We start from the raw sequence: 22,884 nt of genomic DNA on the forward strand, positions 1-22,884 counted from the left end.
ATGACGATTCTATTCGAATTGGGAGGGATAGTAGTTGAAGTTCAAGACTATAAGAAAAGGAACAAGCCTTATTGCAGCATTTGCCATAGCTGTATCGTTGTTATGGGGGATTACGGGGCCTGCCGGGAAAGCCGAAGCCGCGAGACTCGGTTTTGACGAGAACGACACCGTCTATCAAATTATGGTCGACCGTTTCCACGATGGCGACAAGTCAAATAATGCGACCGGGGCGAAGATTCGCTACGGGGAAAATTCGGAAGAAGATTTCCGCTACATGAAGGGCGGCGACTGGCAGGGTGTGATCGACAAGCTGCCATATATTAAGGGCATGGGCTATACCGCCATTTGGATTTCGCCCGTAGCCGAGCCGCAGGTGACGAGCCGCGACAACAACGGGACGGGACGGAACACGGCCTATCATGGTTTTAACGTGAAGGATCCCAACAAGGCCAATCCTTATTTCGGCACAAAGGAAAAGCTGAAAGAGCTGGTCGATAGCGCCCATGATCTCGGGATTAAAGTCATTATCGACGTTGTTCCCAATCATATCGGCGACTACATGTTCGGAAAAAATAATTACTATGATATTCCCGGTTTGGAGCCGGCCGCACCCTTCAACAACCCTTCCTGGTATCACCACAACGGCGATATCGACTGGTCTTTGGTGGACGGCAACTATACCCAGTGGGCCCAGGATTATATTGAAAATCATGACCTGGCGGGCCTGGATGATATCGACCACGACAATGCGGCCGCCAAGAACGCCATTTTCAAGTCGATTAAAGACTGGTTCGACTATACGGGAGCGGACGGGATGCGCGTGGATGCCGCCAAGCTGATCAAGCCTTCGGTGATCCGCGAATTGGAGCAATATGTCGGCGTGAATTCCTTTGGCGAAAATTTTGACGGAAACACGGAGTTTGTATCCCGTTGGGTAGGCAGCAACGGCGAATGGGGGATGCTGGATTTTCCGCTGTTCTTCCAGATCCTGAGCAGTTTTGCTTACGGCCAGTCCTTCGACACCACCATCAAGCCGACATTGGCGCAGGATCACCTGTACAAAGGCCAAGAGAATCATATGGTTACGTTCATCGACAACCATGACCGCAACCGCTTCTTGACGGAAGTCGGAGGGAATGTGCAGAAGCTGCAGAATGCGCTGACTTTTATTTTCACGGTGCGCGGTGTACCGGTCGTATTCCAGGGGACGGAGCAGAACAAGGGCAACGGCAATGGTTCCATCATCACGGGCGGTATTGCCGATACGTGGAACCGCTGGTCCATGGTGAAGCGCGACAACAACGGGAACGTGATCACCGATTATTTTAATCCGAATACGGACACGTACCAATTTGTAGCCAAGCTGAATAAGCTTCGTCAGGATTATCCGGCGCTCCGCACCGGCAAACAAAGGGAAATGTGGTCGGCTGCGAATCTCTATGCCTTCTCGCGGAAGATCGATTCCGGTACCCATAAGGGTGAGGAAGTCATCGCCGCTTTCAACAACTCGGGGAATTCGATTACCCAGACCATTCCGCTTCGTGCGGAAAGCGCACTGGCCGTCGGAACAACATTAACGAATCTGATGAATCCTTCAGAGACGATCACGGTTCAAGCGGGAGGAGTCGGCGGCAAGCAAATCACCATCACCGTCAACGGCAATTCCAACAAAATCTACGCGGCGAAGAAGGCGGCTGGGGATACGGAAGCGCCGACCGTTCCGGGGAATGTGACGGCCGTGTTGAACGGAAATACGGGAGCGGATGTCAGTTGGACCGCCTCGACGGATAATGTAGGGGTTACGGCGTATGAGGTTTATCGGAATGGGGTCAAGATCGCATCGGTAACGGGAACCTCATACAACGATACGGGATTGCAGCCGAACACGACTTATTCCTACACCGTCAAAGCGAAAGATGCCGCCGGAAATGCATCCACATTAAGCAATGCGGCGAAAATAACGACGCCTGGCGGAGTTCCGGATACGGAGGCGCCGTCTGTCCCCGGTCAGGTAACGGCAGTTTTGGCTGGTTCCAATGGAGCTCAGATCAGTTGGAACGCGTCCACCGATAATGTAGGGGTAACCGGGTATGAGGTTTATAGGGATGATGTTTTATTGACTACGGTAAACACAACCTCCTATCAGGACACGAATCTGCAGCCGAATACGACGTACGCTTATACCGTAAAGGCCAAGGATGCAGCGGGGAATGTATCCGGGTCGAGCAACTCCGCCACAGTGACGACACCGGAAGGGAGTACCGTAACCATCTATTACAAAACATCGTTCGCAACCCCCTATATTCACTACAAAATAGATGGGCAGGACGAATGGACGACGGTACCGGGCGTGGCGATGACACCGGCGGCTCAGCCTGGCTACTATTCGATTGATCTGCCGGTGGGAACGGCGACGGGAATAACGGCCGCCTTCAATAACGGCAGCGGAACATGGGACAACAATAACGGCAAAAATTATCGTTTCTCCACAGGCACTTGGACGCTGGTGAACGGCAATATTGCCGAAGGCGAACCGCAGTCGGACAGCCTGACCTTTACGGTAAATGTCCCGTCCGACACCACGGAAAGCGACACGGTATATCTCGCCGGGGATTTCAACGGGTGGAATCCGGCGGACCCGGCCTATCAGCTCACTCGTCAAGCGGATGGAACCTACACAATCAAGCTTGATTTGGCGGCAGGCACGACGCTTTTGTACAAGTTCACCCGCGGAAGCTGGGCTTCCGTCGAAGTGAACAGCAACGGCAGCGACATCGGCAACCGCACGAAGACCACCGCCGGCAGCGGAGATACGGTTACAGCTACCGTACAGCGCTGGAAGGACCGCTAAGCGATCGGACTCTCATAAATCCGCTTATGGAGGAAGTCCTGTACCGTAGTGCTGGTACGGGGCTTCTTCCGTTCTGGCGGTTCCCGCTCTTTGTTTGGCAAAAGCAAGGTATCGTTCCTTACGGCTCACATTTCCTTCTGATACTTGTTCATATAATAAAGACCGATTACGGTATGGGCCAGAAAAACGGCCACAATCGCCAGCGTGACCCATAAGGGAGCCGAAATGATGATCGACAAGTAAGCAATGCCCATAATGAGCCACTGGGTGATGTCGCCGGCTTTCGCTTTGGCCCGATGGCGAATCATCGTGTTCCGCTCGTCTTTGAGTTCGATTTCAGTCTGCTTTGCAAGTTCGGGATGGTTAAATTCAACCCGTTTCATATAGAGTTGAGCTACGCTCATCCCGACCAACCCCGCCCCAACTCCAATCAGTACCCCGGAGATGGTTTTCACTTCCTCGCCTTTGAAAAAGAAGCTGGCCGCGATGCAAAAAATACCCGTGATCAGCGCGGCTATATAAACCGATGTGTTTCTTTTCATGATGGCTCCTCCTCGTAAATGAAGATATCCTCTATGCTCATCCCAAAGTAACGGGCGATTTTGAAGGCCAGCATGATCGACGGATTATACCTCCCGTTCTCCAGCGAGCCGATCGTCTGCCGCGATACCTTGAGTACTTCAGCGAGTTCCTCTTGCCTAATTCCACGCTGTTTACGTATTTCTTCCAGTTTATTTTTCACGCAATCACCTCTGGAAAATTCCTGGATGGAAAGTTTGCTTTACATTGAAGATAGCATCGCTCTGAATTAATGTCAAGCAAGCTTTCCATAAGGTGCCTCCCCTCCCCCAGCCTGTTTCATAAGTCCGATGATTCTTGTGTTTTTTCATTCAGGTGCAGAATATTTGGTGCAAATCAAAACCTGCCACGTTCCATTGTCGTGGCAGGTTTATAAGTTGAGAGGATGCCCTCTAGTCTATGCGCTTCTCTCCATCAATGGGAGTTATTTTTACCCTGTCGAAGATGTTATCGATGCTTCCCGTTTCCTTTGTGGGTCCGTCTTCTTCAATAATGCCATAATTGACGGTTCCTCCCATCCACCAATGAGAATAATAAACATAAGCCCCTTTATAATCCGGACGCTTTCCCCACTCCTTGCTGATCGCAGGCACGAGACCAGGGATGGCATCGGGTTCCTGTTTTTTCTTAGAGGTGATTTTTCCCTCCCAAGTTTGCCAAGCGGCACCCTCTCTCACTTCGAAATATCCGATATACTCCCCTTTTTGAATAAAGAACTTCCGAGCTTGCCCATAGGGAAAATAATACTTCGTGACCCGAACATCATTCGTGTAACCCAGAGATTCGCGTAAACAAACCTTTGGCAGTCCCAATGCGGCTTGCCGGGCGGTAACCAGGTCCGGGCTTTCCAGGTCCGGATTCTCGGGGAAACTGTAAATCATAGCGGTGCGGGTTTCCGTATCCCATGCCACATGAGCATCGAGCGATTCGCCGATAAACCTTAAAGGAACATAAATCGATCCATGGATGTTACGAGGTGGAGCATCTATTTTTAGCTTATGGTTTCCTTTGTAGGCCAAGTTCTTATTTAACGTTAATTTGAGGACCTCCTTGGAGGAGGTATTCGTTACGCTTACGGTTTTCGTTTTCTTATCCCAGTCCAGTTTAAAAACAGGGAGCAGGGAAACCGCCCGTATAGGGACAAAAGTGGAACCGTCCACAATCACAGGCTTAAACTCAGCGAGCTTCTCCCCGTTCACATTCAAGCTGATCTCACCAGCCGCCCCAGACGTATGGCCCATGGAACAAGCAGCAACCACCGCCAGGAGGCATAAAACCACCCGCAACCTTTTCATTATTCGTACGCTCCTTATTGGAATATTTAGTATACTATTTCTTAGACGTAAGAAAAACGAACTTTGTCGCGGAAAATGACACACCAATTAGGGAGGGAAAGGAATGAGCTTGGTAACCTATCATGGGCCTACCGGTGAAACGATGATGAACCCCGATGATGAGTTCTTGAAAGAGATCAATGTGAATTGGATAGATCTTTATAAGATAGATTTTGAGCACGGCTTTTAGCCCGTGATTGGAGGGGCAATGAATTCAATTTATGAATGGAGAGAGACAGATGATTTCACCGCAAGCATTTTTGGACAAGTGGAACAGTGAGATTTACGGTTTGGTTCAATATGACGAATCGAGTTTGCAGCCGTTCTTTTTACCTAAGGAGACCAGGAATTTTCTGCTTCAAGCCGGTTTGCCCGAATCGGCTCCGCCATTTCTCACGTTCGAATCAACGGCTGAGGGAGGGGGAGTCCGGTTAACCCAATATAATGACCTATTGGGCGAGGCGTACGAGCGGTACATCTATCTGGGATTTACGGGGAGCGGCTCCCCGGTTTGTATCGATGAATCCAATGGCGAGGTTGTTTTTATAGATGGGGATAACGAGAATGCCAGAGTATTTATAAATAGCTCTATTCCGCAGCTCGCGGAATCGCTATTGGTGTATGTGGAATTTATCAATAAAATAAATACCATCAATGGAAGGGGCGCCTACCTTGACAAAAATGCCCCCAAAGAATGCCTGGATTGGGTTTCCGACCGTCTTCGTCAGGTGGATCCACTGTCTTTAACGGAGGGGACATTTTGGGGAGAAGAAATTGCGGACTTTACGAAGTGAGAGGAAGTAAATCTCTGGATGGTCAAATTAGTTATGAATTTAGAGCGAGAATGCAACAACATGGGGCGGGTTCGTTCGCCATCCCGCGAGATTTGGCCCTGCGTACGCTTCGCTGGGCCGCCCGGTTGAATCGGAGTCGTTTCGACTAGTGCCCCGTCAGACAATCCTTGATTAACATAGAATTCCTGCATATCTGCAGGTTTTTTTCCTGTTCGGAACAAAAATTTCAAAATTCCTGCAATTCCTGCAGGAATTTTCGACGAAATAGGCTCGTTTCTCTAAAACCGCTAGAAATACCTGCAGATTTGCATCTTTTTTCGCATACCCTCGTGGATCGGTCAAAATACCTGCAGATTTGCATCTTTTGGAGTTGGAAGTGAGCTCGGCACCTTGATAGTCCGTGGGCTTAATACGGATTTGGATGTCTGATGGGACACTAGATGCCCTTTTGCCTAACTCCGAAACGCCCGCTTCGCCAGTTTATACACCTTTTCATATAAGACATCTTTATATAAATTAAACGCCGCCTCTGCTAGCGGTTCGGGGTAGCTCATGATCTTGAGCGGCAAATCGGGCTGTCCTTCCTGAAGCGGAGGCTGCACATATTCAAAAGGATTGAGATGAAATCCCAAACGTTCGTAAAAGCCGATCCTCCGCCCCGCCAGCTCCGTGTCGGGAGGCTCCACCTCCAAAAGAATCGGTTTGAATGATTCCCCGATATAGGCGGTCATTAACTTTTTGCCTAAGCCGCCTCCCCTGATGGCTGAATCCACGGCAATATGTTCCACAAAGCGAAACGACGGAAATTCCCATATGGCCATGAAGGCAATGACCCGGTTATGGTCATTCGTTTCCGTGATCAGCCGATAGTGCGGGTCGGCCAGCAATTCCTGTTGTCCGGCATAGGTTCTTCGTTCGCTTTCCGGAAAAGAAGCCTCCATGATGGCGAAAATTTGATCAAATACGTCATGCTTCATCGTTAACAAACTTCCCTTTCTACTTTGGTTGTCTGTCTTTATTATACCTCAATCCCCTTCCCCCCGAATCGCCCCGCTCTCCTTTATAAAATTTTGCGCTTGACCTTAGGTCAGACCTAAGGTGTAACGTAGACCTATGCCAAGCCTCAGCAATTAGGAGTGAATCCCATGAAAAAAGAGATCACGATTAGTGAGTTAGCCAAACTGATGAATGTGTCAGTTCATCAAATTCGTTATTTTGAGGAGAAAGGAGTACTGCAACCCGCTTACACCGACAGCAATCAGTATAGAATGTACGGCATGACCGAAATTTACCGGTTGGCTCATATTTTGTTGCTTCGCAAGCTGGAGGTACCCGTCAAGTCGATTGGAGAAAGTATGTCGGACTTCTCGACAGATCAATATCGGGAGCTATTGCGGCAATCCTTGCGGGACATAGACGCCGAGGTGGTACGATTGCAGGAATTACAGCGGTTTATCGAAAAAGTGTTGCAGGAACAACAAAACTTCAGCCAGTCATCCACTTCATCCTCTCCTTACCAAATAAAGCAAAGAGAGATGGTTTTTTTGGAACAATGGTTTGAAGTGAGTGCCAACTTGACGCTCCATGCCAAACTTTTGGCGGAACAGGCCAAGCGTGCGACGAACTTGTTTGAGTCCGACATTCATTATATCTATACGGGTTCGGACTCAATGGCTTTATGTCTGGAAACGGAAGAGCCCGGCGATCTTTCCTTACCGGGAGGCTATTATCTGTCCAAACAGAGTCTGATTTATGAGGAAGCCGAACTCGACCGAGCGATTGAAGCGTTTTATGCCTATGCCGATGCGCAGTCTTATATTTTGGCGGGACCTCTCATCCTGATCGAACGATCCTACTTATCGTTGTTTAGCCCTCACGCCTTGCATTTCGAGATACAGTCCCTGATGGAAAAAGAACCGGGTTCGCAATCTGAAAAAGGTGGGGAGTGGCAATGAACGAAGCGCCGATCACGATTGAACCGATGCAAGCCAAGTATAATCCCCAGGTGGGGCGGCTGCTGGTACACGGGTTTCGCGGGAAGTTTCAACGTCTGGCGAAGCTGAATGATGAGGAATTGTCGCTTTTTTTCGAGAAAATGTTGGAACTGTATCCCTACGAACCCGCAAGTCAAAGAGTAATCGCCCTCCAAGAGGGAGTGGTCCTGGGAACGCTGTCCATAAAGTGGAAGGCAGCAGTTAAGGCGAAGGTGAAGCCGGTAAGGCAGCCTTCCCCTTCTTGGAAAAGCTTCAGGCAGTTTGGCCAATGGAATGTGTTCAAATTGGGAGTCGGGCTGTACCTCATGGACCATCAACCCCAGGTGGGGGAATGTTACATCGCGGACTTGGCCGTACATCCGGACTGCCGGGGCAAAGGAATTGGAAAGCGGCTCCTGCGGTGGGCGCAGCATTTTGTACAGTCGGAACCCGGCTTGCAGAAGTTAAGCCTGTACGTCTCGGAGCGTAACCCCCGGGCCAAGGGGCTTTACGAGCAATTCTCGTTCCGCACCCGGTCGGGGGAGTATCATCCCCTTTGGTATTTACTGTTCAATGAAGCGAGATGGTATTACATGGTGAACGACTGCGGACAAGGGGAATTCGGAGCGAAGAGAGGGTAACGATGCGAAAGAAGTTATTGATATTTTGCATGATCATTGCAGTGCTGTTGGGCGGCACCGGAACCTATATTTTGCGGCAAAATAGTTTTCATATGGTTGAGCAGCCGATTGAGATTCAGACGCCCCAGGGGAAACTGACCGGCACGTTTGTGCTGCCTAAAAACTACACAGCCCCGCTGGGACTGGTATTGTTTATACATGGCGACGGCCCCCGGGATGCTTCCGCCGATGGGGGATACAAACCCTTGTGGGAAAGGCTGGCCTCGATCGGCTATGCGTCCCTGTCCCTGAACAAACGGGGAATTCAAGGCTCGGAAGGCAATTGGCTGCATCAGAGCATGGATGACCGGGTGGAGGAAGCGCGTCATGCGCTGGCCTGGGCAAGGCAGCAGCCGATGATTAACGGGAAGCGGATCGGCGTATGGGGAGCGAGCCAGGCGGGGTGGGTCATCCCGAAATTGGCCGGGAAGGAGCCCCTCGCCTTTAGCATTCTGGTATCGCCCGCGATGGATTGGGTGAGACAGGGACAGTATAATACACGCAAAGAAATGGAGCGCGCGGGGCATACGGAAGCGGAAATTCAAGCCAAAGAAGCGGATGACCGCCGGGTTCTCAAACTTTTGGAGCGGCGAGCATCCTATGAAGACTATCTTGCTATAGCCGACGCAAACAACGCCATGACGGAAGACCGATGGACCTTTGTCGGTAAAAACTTCCGGTCGGACGCTACCGGCGATCTCCGTCATTTTCATTCTCCAGTCCTGCTGCTGTTGGGTGAGGAAGACATTCATGTCGACGCGAAAGAAACGGAACGGGTATACCGTCAGAATGTGGCACCGGAGCTGCTGAGCGTCGCTGTTTTTCCGGCTGCGGACCATTCGATGTTAAGTCCCAAAACGGCGAATTCCGAATTACGCGCCGTACTGATCAGTTTGTTTGCCCCGAGGCAAATCACAATTCCCGGATATATGGATGAAATCGAGCGATTTCTGAAGAACCTTCCTGCACGATAATCAAAAGCTCCTGCAAATCATCTGCAGGAGCTTTCTTACGAAATGCCGGAGCAGTCTGCCATCCGGCGCGTCCCGTCTTTGTTGGGTTCTGCCGTTTGTGATAAAATGGCGTTATGCTATGAGAACCGATAAATAAAGAACAGAGTCGTAAAAGCGGAATGGAGGAGTACTGTTGAAGTTGAAGTACAAATTACTGGCCCTGGATATGGACGGAACGCTGTTGAACGATAACCACCAAATTTCGCCGGAGACGGAAAAATGGATCCATCGTGCGGCGGAGGCGGGGGTTCATGTTTGTTTCTCCACGGGGAGAGGCTACGACGAAGCGGCGCCGTTTGGCAAGCAGCTCGGCCTGGAGACGCCGATGATCACCGTCAACGGCAGCGAGGTCTGGAAAACGCCGACCGAACTGTACCGGCGGGAGCTGCTGGATAAAGCGTTGATCGCGAACATGCACGCGATTGCGGTGGAGCATGGCGTGTGGTTTTGGGCTTATGCCGTGGAAGGCAGCTATAACGAGAAAAACTGGGACCCGGCGCTGCTGGACCTCAACCAGTGGATGAAGTTCGGCTACCATACGGAAGATGATGCCATTCGCCACGATATAATGGTGCGGCTGCAGGACCTGGGCGGATTGGAGATTACCAATTCCTCTCCGTATAATTTGGAGATTAACCCGGCCGGGGTGAACAAAGCCACGGGCATTCGGATCGTATGCGACCTGCTGGGACTGGATATGTCGGAGACCGTGGCAATCGGCGACAGCCTCAACGACCTGGCGGCCATTCAAGCGGCCGGGCTCGGCGTAGCGATGGGCAACGCGCAGATTGCGGTCAAGGAGAACGCGGACGTCGTCACCGCTTCGAATAATGACGATGGCATCGCTTGGATTATCCGCGACTATATTTTGACGGGGGAGTGAGCGTAAAGGATGGCTGTACTCGGTTGGATTTTGGTCATCGCCCTGTTTGCCATCGGCATGGCCGGGGCGGTGTACCCCGTATTGCCGGGGGTCCTCGCCGTATATTTTGCCTTTTTCGTCTACGGGTGGTTCTTCTCGTTCGAGCCGTTCGGCTGGCTGTTCTGGACCATCCAGACCCTGATTGTCGTGGCGCTGCTGATCGCGGACTATGCGGTCGGGGCCTGGGGCGTCAAAAAGTTCGGCGGCAGCAAGCTCTCCGTCTGGCTCAGCACGATCGGCATTATCGTCGGGCCGTTTCTGATTCCCGCGTTCGGCCTGATTCTTGGTCCTTTGCTGGGCGCCATGATCGGGGAACTGATCAAAGGGGAATCGCCCAAGCAGGCTTTTAAAGTCGGGGTAGGCTCCGTCGTCGGCCTGTTCAGCAGCATTGTCGTCAAAATCGTGCTCCAACTGGCCATGATCATTATTTTCTTTATCTGGGTCATTTCGTTCTAGAAAGAAGGCGTTTTGGTTGTCGAAGAAAGAGTCTTTTATTAAAGGCACACTGATTTTGGCCGGGGCCGCCCTGATCGCCAGGGTGCTCGGGCTGTTTCAGCGTGTTCCGCTGGAGCATATTTTGGGGGATATCGGCAACGCGGCCTATGGTCAGGCCAATGCCGCTTACTTTATGCTGCTTACCCTGGCGACGGCTGGCATTCCCAGCACACTCAGCAAAATGGTGTCCGAACGCCATGCGTTGGACCGCCCAGAAGAAGCCGGCCGGGTCTATCAGGCGGCCCTCATTTTCGCCGCGGTCGCCGGTGTGGTGATGTTTACTTTGCTGTATGTGATGGCCCCTTACTATGCCGCCTCCACGGAGGTGCCGGAATCGGCCGTGGCAATTCGCGCGCTGGCGCCCGCACTCCTGATTTTCCCGCTGATTGCGATCATTCGGGGTTATCTGCAGGGGAGGAACATCATGATCGCCGGAGGGGTTTCCCAGGTCATCGAGCAGATCGTCCGCGTCATTACAGGGATCCTCCTGGCGTTTTTGTTCTACTACTGGGGCTTTTCAGGTGAAAAAATCGCCGCGGGCGCTACGTTTGGCGCGGTCCTTGGCGGGGTCGCCGCCCTGATCGTCATGCTCTATTTCAGTGCGAAGGTCCGTAAGGGAGATCGTGCGGAAAGCCTTGTTTCAAAGGTAACGCCGGAGAATCGGCTGCCGCTGTCCCGGATCTATAAAGAAATCTTTAAGCTGTCAATTCCGATCGTGCTGACGGCGCTGGCCGTGCCGGCCGTCAACTTCATCGATACCTCGATCCTCAAGCCTTTGCTGAGCGGTCAGCTGGGTTCGGATCAAGCGACATATATCCTGGGGATTCTCGGCAGCCGCGCACAAATGATCGCGGGCATTCCGCCGATTCTGGCCATCGCGCTAAGCCAATCGCTCGTTCCGATCATCTCGGCGGCGTATGCCCGCGGGGACAGCGAGCATTTGAAGAGACAGGTGACGCTGGCGATGCGCGTGTCCATCCTGACGGGGATGCCGATTATCCTGGCGCTCAGCACCGCCGCTTATTCCGTCAACGGCCTGCTGTTCAGTACGCGGGACGGCAGCAGCATCGTGGCGCTGCTGACCCTGATGACCATCTTCCAGATTACGATGATGACCAGCAACTCGATTCTGCTCGGCATCAACAAAGCGAACCTGTCAATGGTTCATGTCGCGGTCGGCATTGCCGTCAAGCTGGGCGCCAGCTACGCGCTGGCTCCGTTCTGGGGCATTTACGGCATCATCGCCGCCACGGGGCTCGGCTTCTTCCTGATTACGCTGCTGAATGTCCGGGCGATGAAAAAGATCGTTCCGTTCTCCATTATGGGCGGCCGGTGGATTGGCTTCCTGCCGACCCTGGTTATCCTGGCGGGCGTCGGCTACGGGCTGAATCAGGCCGGCATTCAAATGATTTCGTTCCTGCCGGACCGGGTGGCCTTCTTCCTGACCTGCGCGATCGTCGGTCTGGCCGTGGTGGCGCTGTACCCAGTCATGCTGGTGCTGCTGCGGGTGGTCCGCCGGGACGAGCTGTCCAGCTATCCCGGGCCGCTGCGCAAGCTGCTGTCGCCGCTGATGCGGCTGCAGCGCCAGAGCCGCGCCGGGTCCGCGGACTAAGCGCCCGCGGACGGGGGCGGGGGCCGCACAGCCGATTGGCTAGTGCGGCCTTTCGTTTGGGTCGCCCAGCGCGAGCGCATCATGCGCCAGGGCGGCCTTAAGAATGCCGCCGCGATGTTCGCGACTGATGTCGCACAAATACGGCGGCTGCGGCGCGCTGATGGCGTTCAGCGCGCTCATGTCCTTGAGCCAATCCTCGCGGGAGATTGGCTCATAGGGCGTGTCGCCCCAAGCGTCGAGCAGCTTGGGGCTGAACAGACGCCGGCCGGGCGGCAGCGCCCCGCCGGCCAGAAGCGCTGACCCCTGCGCCGCGGAGGTCAGCGCTTCTTCTCTATTGGCCGTGAAGCATTCCGGCCAATAGTCCGCGCGCGAGCCGCTGTGCGGCACGCGCGCGGCGAAGCACTCCGCGCCGCGGCGCACGGCGCGCAGGCCCATCAGCATCGCGTACAGGCTTTTGCCTAACGCGATGCGGTCCGCGAGGCCGCCGAAGTCGGACACGACGCGCCCGGCCAGCCGGCGCACCGCTTCCGCCTCCCGGCGGCCCTCCCCGTCGTCTTCCAGGAGCGGGAAGACGACTTGGTTCAGCCCGGCCAGACTGTTCACATGGAAGGCCGGCTGCTTGGTGACGTGCTTGCGGTAAAACGGATGGCGGATAACCCGCTTTTCGATGTAATTTTGCTCGTTGATAATCAGGCCGACCGTCAGCAGCGCGCTGCCGCGATCGATCCAGAACCGTTCCCAGAACGGCCGCATAAACCGGGACACGTGAAAGAACGGGAGCAGGTGAAAATGGCTCGCCCCCCGTTCCCGGCTTTTCATATAGAGCAGGAGCTGCGGGTAGGCGTCCTGAAAAATCAGCGCATTGCTCCGTTCCAAAAAGCGGTAATTGGAGCGCTTCTGCTGCTCGTCCATCAGATCGGCCACGCGCCCCTGCAAATCCGTCATATTCCAGCCGGCGTTCCGGGACACCATATGGGCAAGAAAAGCCCAATGCAGTTCGGGATAAGCCTGGTAACAGGCCAAATAGGCTTCGGTGCGGGTGATATTGCTGACGCCGGCCCGTCCGGTCTCCAGCGCGATCTCCTCGGCAAGCGCCCGGTCCGCTTCGCTCCAGACAGCCTGTCCGCCCCGGTCGGCCGTACCGCGGCACAGCAGCTCTTCGAGCTCCCGGGCCACGGTACGGGCGGCGATTTCGTCCCAGCCCAGCGGGATTCGTTCCTCCCGCAGCCGGTTGGAGTCGGCAATCCCGGCCGCCTTGCCTTTGACAACCTCGCCGATCGCCGACGGCAGCCGGCGGATGAACTCCATGATCCCCCGGGGCTTGAACGGTCCGTCCGGGTTTTCAGGCAGGTGTTTCATGGGACTCCTCGCTTTCTTTTTCTTGTCACGTACCTTGAAACAACTCTATTTCCAGTATGACCAGAAATTTGACTTCCACTCGCGCTTTTGGTTGACTTGACATAGGAACGCGAAAAATCCATTTTGATTCAACCAGGAGGGAAGAAATCATGAAACAAGTGCAAAGCGCAGCCGAATTTCAGGTCAGCATCCAATCGAGCAATCTGGTCGTCGCGGTATTTAAAGCCGATTGGTGCGGGGATTGCAAGTTTATCGATCCGTTTATGCCGGATGTGGAGGAGAAGTACAAAGACCGCCTTACCTTGATCGAAGTCGACGTGGACAAGGTGGGGGATGTTAGCCAGGAACAGAACATACTGGGTATTCCCAGCTTTGTGGCGTACGCCGACGGACGGGAATTGGTCCGGTTCGTCAACAAGCTGCGCAAATCGCGGGAGGAGATCGAAGACTTCTTGAATAAGGCGATCGATGTCTACCGTACCCTGCATGATACGCCGGAGCGTAAAGAAGGATAATCCGGTTTAATAAAATGAAGAAGATCACAACAACCCCGGGAGAAATTCCGGGGTTTTGCTTGTTTGGTGAACAATCTGTCACAGACCTCTATGATTCCACCCGTCCGATCGGGTATAATGAGTATGATTTGTACACGGAAACCTGGACTCTTTTCTTTTTTGTGCTTCGACTCCAATATGATCTAGCGGGTGAGAATCCTTGAATACGAAACAATTGAAATGGCTCAGCTATATGTCCTGCCTGGTGATGTTTCTTGCCACCTTGGGCGGAAGCGTCGTGACCAAGACGGAATCGGGGCTGGGCTGCGGCAATGAGTGGCCTTTATGTCACGGTAAATTTGTCCCGGCCCATACGGTCGCTTCGTTGATCGAATATTCGCACCGCGCGGTGAGCGGGGCGGCGGGGCTCTTGTCCGTGGCCGCTTTCGTGGCTTTCTGGCTGTACCGCAAACAGCGGCGGGATTTGCAGTTTTACGCCTTCCTGGCGCTCGTCTTTGTCATGGTCCAGGCGTTTATGGGCGCCATGGCGGTAATTTACCCGACCTCTTCGGCCGTAATGGCTCTGCATTTCGGTTTTTCCCTGATCGCGTTTGCCAGCTCCGTGATGCTCGTGCTGGGCATCCGGGAGGACGAAACGCGGGAGAAGCAGGGGACCAAGGCTCAAAGCTATACCGTGTCGCGGCGGTTCCGTAATTTTACGTGGTTCGCTACGGCCTATACGTATATCGTGGTGTATATCGGCGCGTACGTCAGCCATACCGATTCGGCCGGAGGCTGCTCGGGTTGGCCCCTCTGTAACGGGGCGCTGATTCCCGAACTTTCGGGCGGTGTTGGAATCGCCTTCATTCACCGGGTCGCCGCGGCTATACTGCTGATAGTGATCGCCGCGCTGGGCCACATTGCTTTCTGGAAGCACCCGGGCAACAAGGAAATGCGGTCGCTCGGGATTGCGGCAGCCGGGCTGGTCGTGGTGCAGGTGCTGACCGGGGCCGGCATCGTGTTTACTTTGACCAATTACGAGGTGTATCTGTTCACTTCGTTAGCCCATATCCTGGTACTGGCCGCGCTCTTCGGGGTGCTCAGCTATATGAGCGTCAGAACGTGGCAACTGGCCGGAAGCCGGAAGAGCAAGGAAACCCGGAGCGCGGATGCCGATTTGGAAGCAGCTCCACAGGTTCACCGGAACGCCCCGTAATCTTCGCTTGGCAGAGCTGTCGCGGGATCGGGAAAGGATATAATCACAGGTCGACCGGATCTCGTGGTATCCGTGGGAACTTTCGGGATAAACGATAGAAGCGGAGGAATATTATGCTGCGAAGCTTGCTGGGCGAACCGCCAAGGCAAAATGAAGGACTGCTCGCCAAGGCGATGGATGCGATGACACAGACAACAAGGCTGCTGCACAAACAGACGGAGCTATCCAAGGATCCGACCCATGATTTTCGCAAGCTGGAGATCTGGACGCTGGGGCTGATCTCTTCACTGGATGAGTTGGAGCAGTGCTTGCACGCGGCCGGCTTTTTCCGCCGGAAGGTGCAACGCAATTATGTGGAGGACATGGATCCGGCCGAGCGGGGCGACTACGCGCGGTATGTGTTCTTTTATAAAGACGGATTTATCCGTGTTTTCTCTACCCTGGACAAGCTGGGGACGGTGCTGAACGATCTCTATGATTTGAAAACGTCCAGGGTGAAGGCGCATTTTTCCTATTTTACGGTGCTTCGGCAATTTCGCTATTTGAAGGTTCATCCGGACCTCGAGGAACGGCTCTTCGCCATTAAAGAGAGGCACAAGGAAGCGTTGGCCGTATTGAGAAAGCGCAGAAACACGGAGATTCATTATATGAACTCGGAAATGCAGGATGATTTATGGCAGCGACATCAGGCGCTCCACGGCAAAATCGAGCTGGAGGATCTGGATCGGCATCTCCGCGACTTGGAGAACGGGTACCTCATGGTGTCCGAAACGCTGGAAGCGGTGTTCACCTATACCAATGAGCGCTGGAAAAAAATCTCGGCCAAGTAGCGGTGATCCTGGAAAATCTTTTTTCTATTTTTCCTTTGACAAAAGTACGGAAAGCTTCTATACTCTAAAATAGTTTCATGATCTTACAGGAAATGTTCATCATTAATTTCATATTTTTTCTTATCGAGAGAGGCGGAGGGAAAGGCCCGATGAAGCCCAGCAACCGATTCGTATTCCGGCGGAAAGACGCGTGATTCGCGCAGCCGAGAAACGAGTGTCATGGTGCTAAATCCTTCAAAACCGTGGAACGTGAAATCGGAAGACGCGGTTTTGGCAGATGAGAAGGCATTGTCTTTACGTAAAGAGAGCCCTCTGAATCTGCCGGGCTCTTTATTTTTTTATCTTAATAATTTTAGGAAACTTCGAAAGCGGGAGGCTAATCGGTTTGATTGAACTCAAACAACTGACTAAAATATACGGCACCAAGAAAAAGACCACCACCGCCTTGTCCAGCTTGAACCTGAAGGTGAACAAGGGAGAAATCTTCGGGGTCATCGGCCACTCCGGGGCGGGCAAAAGTACGCTCATCCGCTGCATCAATTTGCTTGAGCGGCCGACGCAAGGCGAGGTTTGGGTCGGCGGCGTCGACCTGACCAAGCTCGGCAAGCGGGAGCTTCAGCAGAAGCGCCGCAAGATCGGGATGATCTTTCAGCATTTTAACCTGCTGTCGTCCGCCACGGTCTATGACAATGTCGCTTTTCCGCTTACGCTGACCGGGACGCCGAAGGCGGAGATCCAACGAAAGGTGGATGAACTGCTGGCCTTGGTCGGTCTGGAGGCGCACCGGGGGAAATACCCGTCCCAGCTGTCCGGCGGACAGAAACAGCGGGTCGGCATCGCTCGGGCGCTGGCCAGCGATCCGGATGTTCTCCTCTGCGACGAGGCGACCTCCGCGCTGGATCCGCAGACGACGGACTCAATCCTGCGATTGCTGCTGGACATCAACCGGAAATTCGGACTCACGATTCTGCTCATTACGCATGAGATGCATGTCATTCAGAGCATCTGCGACCGGGTGGCGGTCATCCACCAGGGCGGCATCGTCGAGGAAGGGCCGGTGACCGAGGTTTTCCTCAAGCCGCGGCATTTTGTAACCCGGGAGTTTATCAACCGGGACGCGTCGGGCGAAGATGGCGGGGAGGGGTTGAAGCTGGCAAGCTCCGTGCCGCATCCGGCATGGTCGAAGCTGGTGAAGATCACCTTCCTTGGCGCGAAGACGTATGAATCGGTATTATCGCAGGTGGTCCGGGAAACCGGGGTCAACTTCGCGATTTTGCAGGGCACGATCTCGACGATCAAAGAGGTGCCGTACGGCAAGCTCACCGTTTCCTTTGAAGGGGACGACGAGCAGGTCGAACGTACGCTGGCCCTGCTTAAAGAACGGGATCTTGATGTGGAGGTGATCGGGTAATGTGGGGCTTGGACTTTTCCAAAATCGACTGGTCCGAAATGGGCACGGCGTCCACGGACACGCTGCAAATGATGGGTTACGCCACCCTGTTCACGTTCCTGATCGGGCTGCCGCTCGGGGTGCTGCTGTACACCTTTTCGCGATCGACCTCGCCGGTCCTGAGCTGGGTGTACCGGATTCTGTCGCTCATCGTGAACGTTATCCGCTCGGTGCCGTTCATCATCCTGATCGTCGCTTTGATTCCGCTGACGCGGGCGATTATGGGTGTCTCCTCCGGGGTGGAGGGCACGATTCCGCCGCTCGTGATCGCGGCCGCTCCGTTCTTCGCCCGGCTGGTGGAGACGGCGCTCCGCGAGGTGGACCGCGGCGTGATCGAAGCCTCGCATGCCATGGGCGCAACGAGCTTTCAGGTCATCCGCAAGGTGCTGCTGCCGGAATCGCTCCCCGGCCTAATCGCCGGAATGACGATCACCGCGGTTACGCTCGTTTCCTATACGGCGATGTCCGGGATGGTCGGCGGCGGCGGGCTTGGTGACCTGGCGATCCGCTACGGTTATTACCGCTACGAGAAAGAAGTCATGATTATCTCCGTTATTTTCATGGTTGTTCTGGTGCAGGTGTTGCAAATGCTGGGTGACCGGCTGGTGATTTATTTTACGCGGAAATAAGGAACATTAAATATACAGATTCATCCTTATTCAAAAAAATTTTGGGAGGTCATACTGTGATGAAAAAATGGACATTTTCGCTGCTAACGCTGGCTTTGGTACTGGTTTTGGCAGCCTGCGGAAACAACGCGGCCAAGAACAACGGCAGCTCCGCTGCCGGCAATGGAGAAAAGGCTCCGGCTGCGGAAGATACGGCGAAAACGCCGGCGGCATCCGAACCGGTCAAACTGGTGGTTGGCGCTACAGTGCCGCATGCCGACATTCTGAAGTTCGTCGCGCCTAAGCTGAAAGAAGAAGGCATCGAGCTGGAAGTCAAAGAATTCACTGACTATGTGCAACCGAACGTGCAAGTTTTCGAGAAGCAGCTGGATGCGAATTATTTCCAACATCAGCCGTACCTAGACGAGCAAAACAAACAAAACAACTTTAACCTCGTTCCGGTCGTAGGCGTTCACGTTGAACCTTTCGGCGCTTACTCCAAAACGCTGAAATCGGCCGACGAAATCAAGGACGGCGCCAAAGTGGCGATCCCGAACGACCCGACGAACGGCGGACGCGCGCTGCTGCTGCTTGAAAAGCAGGGCTTGATCAAGCTGAAAGAAGAAGCGGGCATCACGGCGACGAAAGCGGATATCGTTGAAAATCCGAAGAACCTGAAGTTCCAAGAAGCCGATGCGGCTATGCTTCCGCGCCAACTGGAAGAAGTGGACCTGGCGCTGATTAACACGAACTATGCGCTTGAAGCCGGGCTGAACCCGATGACCGACGCGCTCTTCATCGAAGACAAAGATTCGCCGTACACCAACATTCTGGTATCCCGTCCGGACAACAAAGATTCCGAAGCCATTCAAAAATTGGCCAAAGCGCTGACTTCGCCGGATGTGAAGAAATTTATCGAAGACACCTATAAAGGTGCTTTGGTTCCGGTATTCTAAAATAGCTTAAACACAGATCCCGCTGCCGGAAGGCAGCGGTTTTTTTCTGTATTTGAAAACCTCCGGTTCGAGTACATTATCCTTAAATTAAATGATAAAATTAGTTTTAAGTGATTTTTTTTCATATTATAGGGAGGAGGGGGTTGCCGCTATGAGAAGTGAACGGGAAATGATGAATATGTTTGTTGATTTTGCGGTGAATGATCATAGAATTCGATTGGTAACTTTGGAAGGGTCACGTACAAACAAAAACATTCCCCCCGATACATTCCAGGATTTTGATATTTCTTATTTTGTGACCGACATGGATTCTTTTAAAGGAAATGATCAATGGCTGGATATTTTTGGGCACCGCAGGATGATGCAAAAGCCCGAGGACATGGAACTTTTCCCGCCGGAATTAGGGAACTGGTTTTCGTATATCATTCTATTTGAGGATGGCAATAAACTGGACCTGACCCTTATTCCGGTAAACGAAGCGGAGGATTATTTTACGAATAGCGACGGACTGGTTGAAGTCTTGCTTGATAAGGATGCTCTTGTCCAAAATGAAGTGCTTGCGAGCGACCGTCAATATTGGATTAAAAAACCCACTGCCAGAGAATTTGACGATTGTTGTAATGAATTCTGGATGGTTTCGACTTATATAGTAAAGGGATTGGCGAGAGAAGAAATTCTTTTTGCAATTGACCATTTAAACGAGATTGCCCGGCCAAATTTGTTAAGAATGATGTCTTGGCAGATCGGATCGCAGCAAGGTTATTCATTTAGTGTAGGGAAAAACTATAAATTTATAAATCGGTATCTTCCTAAAGAAGATTGGGAGACGTTGCTGTCAACCTTTTCTCAGAACAGCATCCAAAACATGTGGCAGTCTTTATTCACTTGCTATGCGTTGTTTAGAAAATACGCCCAAGCAGTGGCGGAAACCCTCGGATATAAGTATCCGGATTATGATGAAGCTATTACCGAATATGCTGAAAAGATCTGTCGTTCTATGAACGGGAATTCAAACTCCGGTGGCGAGTCCCGGTAAAATACGGGAAGATGTCCGCCTATCGTCGAACCTCCCGGTTTGTGGGAACGGGGCAAATCTTTTATACTGAAATGGAAGGCCTTACGTGAGGAGGAAACGACGTTGGTGGGAAAAGTCGCCCTGATTACGGGCAGCGCAAAAGGGCTGGGGAAGAAGACCGCTCTGATGCTGGCAGAGCAGGGATGCCATATCGCGCTGAACTATGTACATAGCGAGGCGGAGGCGATGGCGCTCCGTTCTGAGATCGAAGCGATGGGTGTGCGCTGTATGGCCGTCCGGGCCGATGTCTCCCGGCGGGAGGAAATCGGGGCGCTGGTGGAGGAAATCCGCGGTACGCTGGGCCCGGTCGATATTTTGGTCAACAACGCCGGACCGTTCATCCGTGAGCGCCGGTTGTTTGCGGATTATGACCAGCAGGAAATTCTGGCCATGATTAACGGCAACCTGGTCGGTACAATGCTGCTGGACCATCTCGTTCTGCCGGATATGCGGCAGAACGGCTGGGGGCGGATCATTCATTTCGGCTTTGGTCATGCCGCGGAATCGCGGGCCTGGCCGCATCGTGCGGTTTACGCCGCCGCCAAGACCGGGCTGGTCTCCTTCACCAAAACGCTGGCGGTCGAGGAAGCTTCGTTCGGCATTACGGTGAATATGGTCTGTCCCGGGGACATTCGGGGCCGGAACAAGGAGATCTCCATCCGGGAAGCCCGCGGACTATCCGATGGTGAAACCCCGTTGGGCCGCCCGGGGAGCGGGGAGGACATCGCGCGGGTGATTTCTTTTCTCTGCCACCATGATTCCGATTTTATTACCGGCAATATCATGGACATTTCCGGAGGCCTGGACCCGATTCGGCCTTGGGTGAAGCCCTCTTAGTGCCAACATTCTTAAATAATAAAAAAACACGGTCTCGCCGGATATTCCGGGGACCGTGTTTCATTTTGCGCTGTATATCATTAAAATACTTGTACGACCTCTTGCACGCCTTCCACTTCTTCAAACAGTGCGCGCTCGATGCCTGCCTTGAGGGTAATGGTGGAACTTGGGCAGCTGCCGCAGGCCCCCATCAGTTTCAGCTTTACGATGCCGTCTTCCACGTCGACCAGTTCGACGTCACCGCCGTCGCGTTGCAGGAAGGGGCGCAGTTTATCCAAAACTTCTAGAACTTCGTCATACAATTTATCTTGTACGTTTTCACTCATTGTTTTCAACTCCTTTCCTTTCCTATATATTATATTACAAAAAACTTTAAATTTAAATGCTTCGCTGACGGGGAGGACCAGCTTGAAACATATTGTTGAATTTTGTGCGAACAATGCCGCCTTCGGCACCGATCAAGTCATGAACCGCCTGAAGGAGCAGCATGACTGCGAGGTTTATGAATACGGCTGTCTTACGGGATGCGGCATGTGCTATATGTCCCCTTATTGCCTGCTCGATGGCGAGACCGTTGAAGAGGAAACGGCCGAAGGGCTGTATCGGCGAATCATCGAACTCATCAGCGAAGCCGATGAGAACAGGGAATAAGCACTTAATCAGCCCCAATGATGCTTCGATTTCCAGAGCACGCCGCTTTTCAACAGCCGCGGTACCCGGCCGGTCACCTGGGTTTTGCCCATCAGGCCGAAACCGGCCTTTTTGCCGAGCGAGCCGAGCGTGCCCCGCAGCTTGATCGGCTGTAATTTCGGCGTTTCGCCGCGCCATAGTGCGGTAAGCACCTCCGCGATCTGATGCCCCTGGCTTCCGGCCGCCTGGGCGCTGGGTGCGAACGGGAGGCTCGCGCAGTCGCCGCAGACGAATACCTCGGGATAATCCGGAATTTGATGGTACGGATTGAGAAGAACACGGCCCTGCCGGTCTTTGGGGACGTTCAGGTTCTGAACGAGCTCCACCGGCTGGATCCCTGCGGTCCATACGGTAACATCGGATTCAATATCCCCGCCTTCGTAATGGATCACGCCCCGCTCCAGGGATGTAATCGAGATATGGGAGAACGTCTCGACCTCGTGTTCATGAAACCACCTGGTCACATAGGTGGACACTTTTTGCGGGAAGGCCGAGAGCAGCCGCGCCCCCCGGTCGATGAGGGCAATATTCAGATCGGGGCGGCTTTCGCGCAGCTCCGCGGCGATTTCGACCCCGCTCAGCCCTCCGCCGACGATGTTGACTTTGCTGTAAGGCTTCGCGTTGTTCAAGAGCATATAGGATTCCCGCACCGAAGCGAAAGATTGGATGCCGCAGGAGAATTCCTTCGCGCCCGGGATGTTGTGGTAGTTGTCGGTGCAACCCAGGGCGATGACGAGCTGATCGTAAAACAACGGTTCCTCCGCTTCGTCCGCAAAATAAATGATGCGCCGGTCCAAGTCGACCGATGCGGCCTCTCCGTATTTGATTGACATTCCCTCATAGTGGGGGTAAGGGACGCGAAGTTCGTAATCCGATGCTGTACCGGCCGCCAAGGCGTAGTACTCGGTCTTTAAGCTTTGAAACGGGAGCCGATCCACCAGGATGACTTGAACACCCGCCGGAATTCCCCCTTTGAAGAGTTCGTGTACAATCATCGTTCCACCATAGCCGCCACCCAGAATGACAAGTTGCCTCATCGCCACCGTTCTCCTTCTGCCAGGGGGCTTACCGCCCGCCGTGTAGCCTTTTTTAAATAGTTGAACGTCGTAATACGGA

The 22,884-nt window shown here is 53.3% G+C and carries 25 protein-coding genes and 1 riboswitch; of the genes, 18 read left to right on the plus strand and 7 right to left on the minus strand.

What is annotated here, in order from left to right; genetic code table 11:
- Positions 1-34: 34 nt before the first annotated feature.
- Positions 35-2,851 (plus strand): alpha-amylase family glycosyl hydrolase, encoded by a 2,817-nt coding sequence (locus tag V4U88_RS12375; protein WP_334073573.1) that lies wholly within the window; start codon positions 35-37, stop codon positions 2,849-2,851.
- A gap of 125 nt (positions 2,852-2,976) precedes the next feature.
- On the opposite strand, the gene V4U88_RS12380 is transcribed toward V4U88_RS12375, so the two are convergent.
- The 3 genes from V4U88_RS12380 to V4U88_RS12390 all read right to left on the minus strand — a co-directional run bounded on the left by V4U88_RS12380 (position 2,977) and on the right by V4U88_RS12390 (position 4,725).
- Complete coding sequence (locus V4U88_RS12380; RefSeq protein WP_334073574.1) at positions 2,977-3,393, minus strand: hypothetical protein; 417 nt, start codon at positions 3,391-3,393, stop codon at positions 2,977-2,979.
- Entirely contained in the window at positions 3,390-3,593 is a 204-nt protein-coding gene (locus tag V4U88_RS12385) for a helix-turn-helix transcriptional regulator (protein ID WP_334073575.1), read from the minus strand. The genes V4U88_RS12380 and V4U88_RS12385 overlap by 4 nt, the downstream gene beginning before the upstream one ends.
- Before the next feature lie 229 nt (positions 3,594-3,822).
- The gene (locus V4U88_RS12390; protein WP_334073576.1) at positions 3,823-4,725 is read right to left on the minus strand and encodes a copper amine oxidase N-terminal domain-containing protein; all 903 of its coding nucleotides are present in this window, start codon (positions 4,723-4,725) and stop codon (positions 3,823-3,825) included.
- 103 nt (positions 4,726-4,828) lie between these two features.
- On the opposite strand from V4U88_RS12390, the gene V4U88_RS12395 reads away from it, so the two are divergent.
- Both V4U88_RS12395 and V4U88_RS12400 read left to right on the plus strand, forming a co-directional pair.
- Positions 4,829-4,954 carry a hypothetical protein gene (locus V4U88_RS12395; RefSeq protein ID WP_334073577.1) on the plus strand — a complete coding sequence of 42 codons (126 nt, stop codon included), beginning with the start codon at positions 4,829-4,831 and terminating at the stop codon, positions 4,952-4,954.
- Positions 4,955-5,003: 49 nt separating this feature from the next.
- Positions 5,004-5,558, plus strand: a complete 555-nt coding sequence (locus tag V4U88_RS12400) for an SUKH-4 family immunity protein (RefSeq protein ID WP_334073578.1) — start codon at positions 5,004-5,006, stop codon at positions 5,556-5,558.
- Between the two features lie 452 nt (positions 5,559-6,010).
- Here the strand turns inward: V4U88_RS12400 and V4U88_RS12405 are convergent, their stop codons facing one another.
- Positions 6,011-6,535 (minus strand): GNAT family N-acetyltransferase, encoded by a 525-nt coding sequence (locus V4U88_RS12405; protein ID WP_334073579.1) that lies wholly within the window; start codon positions 6,533-6,535, stop codon positions 6,011-6,013.
- Positions 6,536-6,703: 168 nt separating this feature from the next.
- Between V4U88_RS12405 and V4U88_RS12410 the strand changes: the two genes are divergently transcribed.
- From V4U88_RS12410 to V4U88_RS12435, 6 genes are all read left to right on the plus strand, one after another.
- Positions 6,704-7,513, plus strand: a complete 810-nt coding sequence (locus V4U88_RS12410; protein ID WP_334073580.1) for a helix-turn-helix domain-containing protein — start codon at positions 6,704-6,706, stop codon at positions 7,511-7,513.
- Positions 7,510-8,172 carry a GNAT family N-acetyltransferase gene (locus tag V4U88_RS12415; protein ID WP_334073581.1) on the plus strand — a complete coding sequence of 221 codons (663 nt, stop codon included), beginning with the start codon at positions 7,510-7,512 and terminating at the stop codon, positions 8,170-8,172. The genes V4U88_RS12410 and V4U88_RS12415 overlap by 4 nt, the downstream gene beginning before the upstream one ends.
- A gap of 2 nt (positions 8,173-8,174) precedes the next feature.
- Positions 8,175-9,185 carry an alpha/beta hydrolase family protein gene (locus V4U88_RS12420; RefSeq protein ID WP_334073582.1) on the plus strand — a complete coding sequence of 337 codons (1,011 nt, stop codon included), beginning with the start codon at positions 8,175-8,177 and terminating at the stop codon, positions 9,183-9,185.
- Positions 9,186-9,363: 178 nt separating this feature from the next.
- Entirely contained in the window at positions 9,364-10,107 is a 744-nt protein-coding gene (locus V4U88_RS12425) for a Cof-type HAD-IIB family hydrolase (RefSeq protein WP_416367219.1), read from the plus strand.
- 9 nt (positions 10,108-10,116) lie between these two features.
- Positions 10,117-10,602, plus strand: a complete 486-nt coding sequence (locus V4U88_RS12430) for a DUF456 domain-containing protein (RefSeq protein WP_334073583.1) — start codon at positions 10,117-10,119, stop codon at positions 10,600-10,602.
- Positions 10,603-10,618: 16 nt separating this feature from the next.
- On the plus strand, positions 10,619-12,253 hold the full coding sequence (locus V4U88_RS12435; protein WP_334073584.1) for a putative polysaccharide biosynthesis protein: 1,635 nt from the start codon (positions 10,619-10,621) through the stop codon (positions 12,251-12,253).
- Between the two features lie 39 nt (positions 12,254-12,292).
- Here the strand turns inward: V4U88_RS12435 and V4U88_RS12440 are convergent, their stop codons facing one another.
- Positions 12,293-13,612, minus strand: a complete 1,320-nt coding sequence (locus tag V4U88_RS12440; protein ID WP_334073585.1) for a DUF2515 family protein — start codon at positions 13,610-13,612, stop codon at positions 12,293-12,295.
- A gap of 149 nt (positions 13,613-13,761) precedes the next feature.
- Between V4U88_RS12440 and V4U88_RS12445 the strand changes: the two genes are divergently transcribed.
- From V4U88_RS12445 to V4U88_RS12480, 8 genes are all read left to right on the plus strand, one after another.
- Complete coding sequence (locus tag V4U88_RS12445) at positions 13,762-14,127, plus strand: thioredoxin family protein (RefSeq protein WP_334073586.1); 366 nt, start codon at positions 13,762-13,764, stop codon at positions 14,125-14,127.
- A 199-nt stretch (positions 14,128-14,326) separates the two neighbouring features.
- Positions 14,327-15,322 carry a COX15/CtaA family protein gene (locus tag V4U88_RS12450; RefSeq protein WP_334073587.1) on the plus strand — a complete coding sequence of 332 codons (996 nt, stop codon included), beginning with the start codon at positions 14,327-14,329 and terminating at the stop codon, positions 15,320-15,322.
- A 113-nt stretch (positions 15,323-15,435) separates the two neighbouring features.
- Positions 15,436-16,152, plus strand: a complete 717-nt coding sequence (locus tag V4U88_RS12455) for a Cthe_2314 family HEPN domain-containing protein (protein ID WP_334073588.1) — start codon at positions 15,436-15,438, stop codon at positions 16,150-16,152.
- 117 nt (positions 16,153-16,269) lie between these two features.
- Positions 16,270-16,436: riboswitch (SAM riboswitch) on the plus strand.
- Positions 16,437-16,537: 101 nt separating this feature from the next.
- Positions 16,538-17,563 carry a methionine ABC transporter ATP-binding protein gene (locus V4U88_RS12460; RefSeq protein ID WP_334073589.1) on the plus strand — a complete coding sequence of 342 codons (1,026 nt, stop codon included), beginning with the start codon at positions 16,538-16,540 and terminating at the stop codon, positions 17,561-17,563.
- Positions 17,563-18,231: a methionine ABC transporter permease gene (locus V4U88_RS12465; RefSeq protein ID WP_334073590.1), complete on the plus strand. Its 669-nt coding sequence runs from the start codon at positions 17,563-17,565 to the stop codon at positions 18,229-18,231. The genes V4U88_RS12460 and V4U88_RS12465 overlap by 1 nt, the downstream gene beginning before the upstream one ends.
- Before the next feature lie 59 nt (positions 18,232-18,290).
- Complete coding sequence (locus V4U88_RS12470) at positions 18,291-19,166, plus strand: MetQ/NlpA family ABC transporter substrate-binding protein (protein WP_334073591.1); 876 nt, start codon at positions 18,291-18,293, stop codon at positions 19,164-19,166.
- A 151-nt stretch (positions 19,167-19,317) separates the two neighbouring features.
- A complete protein-coding gene (ant(6), locus tag V4U88_RS12475) occupies positions 19,318-20,202 on the plus strand; it encodes an aminoglycoside 6-adenylyltransferase (protein WP_334073592.1) in 885 nt (294 codons plus the stop codon).
- A gap of 102 nt (positions 20,203-20,304) precedes the next feature.
- Entirely contained in the window at positions 20,305-21,078 is a 774-nt protein-coding gene (locus V4U88_RS12480; protein WP_334073593.1) for an SDR family oxidoreductase, read from the plus strand.
- An 80-nt stretch (positions 21,079-21,158) separates the two neighbouring features.
- Here V4U88_RS12480 and V4U88_RS12485 read toward each other — a convergent pair whose 3' ends face one another.
- Entirely contained in the window at positions 21,159-21,404 is a 246-nt protein-coding gene (locus V4U88_RS12485) for a NifU family protein (RefSeq protein WP_114496928.1), read from the minus strand.
- A gap of 82 nt (positions 21,405-21,486) precedes the next feature.
- Here V4U88_RS12485 and V4U88_RS12490 point away from each other — a divergent pair, with 82 nt between their 5' ends.
- The gene (locus V4U88_RS12490) at positions 21,487-21,729 is read left to right on the plus strand and encodes a DUF1450 domain-containing protein (protein WP_334073594.1); all 243 of its coding nucleotides are present in this window, start codon (positions 21,487-21,489) and stop codon (positions 21,727-21,729) included.
- Between the two features lie 8 nt (positions 21,730-21,737).
- Here V4U88_RS12490 and V4U88_RS12495 read toward each other — a convergent pair whose 3' ends face one another.
- The gene (locus tag V4U88_RS12495) at positions 21,738-22,805 is read right to left on the minus strand and encodes an NAD(P)/FAD-dependent oxidoreductase (protein WP_334073595.1); all 1,068 of its coding nucleotides are present in this window, start codon (positions 22,803-22,805) and stop codon (positions 21,738-21,740) included.
- Positions 22,806-22,884: the final 79 nt, after the last annotated feature.

It is taken from the genome of Paenibacillus sp. A14 (assembly GCF_036864815.1).
In the GTDB taxonomy this organism is placed as follows: domain Bacteria; phylum Bacillota; class Bacilli; order Paenibacillales; family Paenibacillaceae; genus Fontibacillus; species Fontibacillus sanfengchensis.

Bases quoted from the DNA above. Each gene is read 5' to 3' on its own strand.
- V4U88_RS12380 (WP_334073574.1), bottom strand. From the start codon at position 3,393: ATGAAAAGAAACACATCGGTTTATATAGCCGCGCTGATCACGGGTATT.
- V4U88_RS12390 (WP_334073576.1), bottom strand. From the start codon at position 4,725: ATGAAAAGGTTGCGGGTGGTTTTATGCCTCCTGGCGGTGGTTGCTGCT.
- V4U88_RS12395 (WP_334073577.1), top strand. From the start codon at position 4,829: ATGAGCTTGGTAACCTATCATGGGCCTACCGGTGAAACGATGATGAAC.
- V4U88_RS12400 (WP_334073578.1), top strand. From the start codon at position 5,004: ATGATTTCACCGCAAGCATTTTTGGACAAGTGGAACAGTGAGATTTAC.
- V4U88_RS12405 (WP_334073579.1), bottom strand. From the start codon at position 6,535: ATGAAGCATGACGTATTTGATCAAATTTTCGCCATCATGGAGGCTTCT.
- V4U88_RS12410 (WP_334073580.1), top strand. From the start codon at position 6,704: ATGAAAAAAGAGATCACGATTAGTGAGTTAGCCAAACTGATGAATGTG.
- V4U88_RS12415 (WP_334073581.1), top strand. From the start codon at position 7,510: ATGAACGAAGCGCCGATCACGATTGAACCGATGCAAGCCAAGTATAAT.
- V4U88_RS12420 (WP_334073582.1), top strand. From the start codon at position 8,175: ATGCGAAAGAAGTTATTGATATTTTGCATGATCATTGCAGTGCTGTTG.
- V4U88_RS12430 (WP_334073583.1), top strand. From the start codon at position 10,117: ATGGCTGTACTCGGTTGGATTTTGGTCATCGCCCTGTTTGCCATCGGC.
- V4U88_RS12440 (WP_334073585.1), bottom strand. From the start codon at position 13,612: ATGAAACACCTGCCTGAAAACCCGGACGGACCGTTCAAGCCCCGGGGG.
- V4U88_RS12445 (WP_334073586.1), top strand. From the start codon at position 13,762: ATGAAACAAGTGCAAAGCGCAGCCGAATTTCAGGTCAGCATCCAATCG.
- V4U88_RS12455 (WP_334073588.1), top strand. From the start codon at position 15,436: ATGCTGCGAAGCTTGCTGGGCGAACCGCCAAGGCAAAATGAAGGACTG.
- V4U88_RS12465 (WP_334073590.1), top strand. From the start codon at position 17,563: ATGTGGGGCTTGGACTTTTCCAAAATCGACTGGTCCGAAATGGGCACG.
- V4U88_RS12470 (WP_334073591.1), top strand. From the start codon at position 18,291: ATGAAAAAATGGACATTTTCGCTGCTAACGCTGGCTTTGGTACTGGTT.
- V4U88_RS12485 (WP_114496928.1), bottom strand. From the start codon at position 21,404: ATGAGTGAAAACGTACAAGATAAATTGTATGACGAAGTTCTAGAAGTT.
- V4U88_RS12495 (WP_334073595.1), bottom strand. From the start codon at position 22,805: ATGAGGCAACTTGTCATTCTGGGTGGCGGCTATGGTGGAACGATGATT.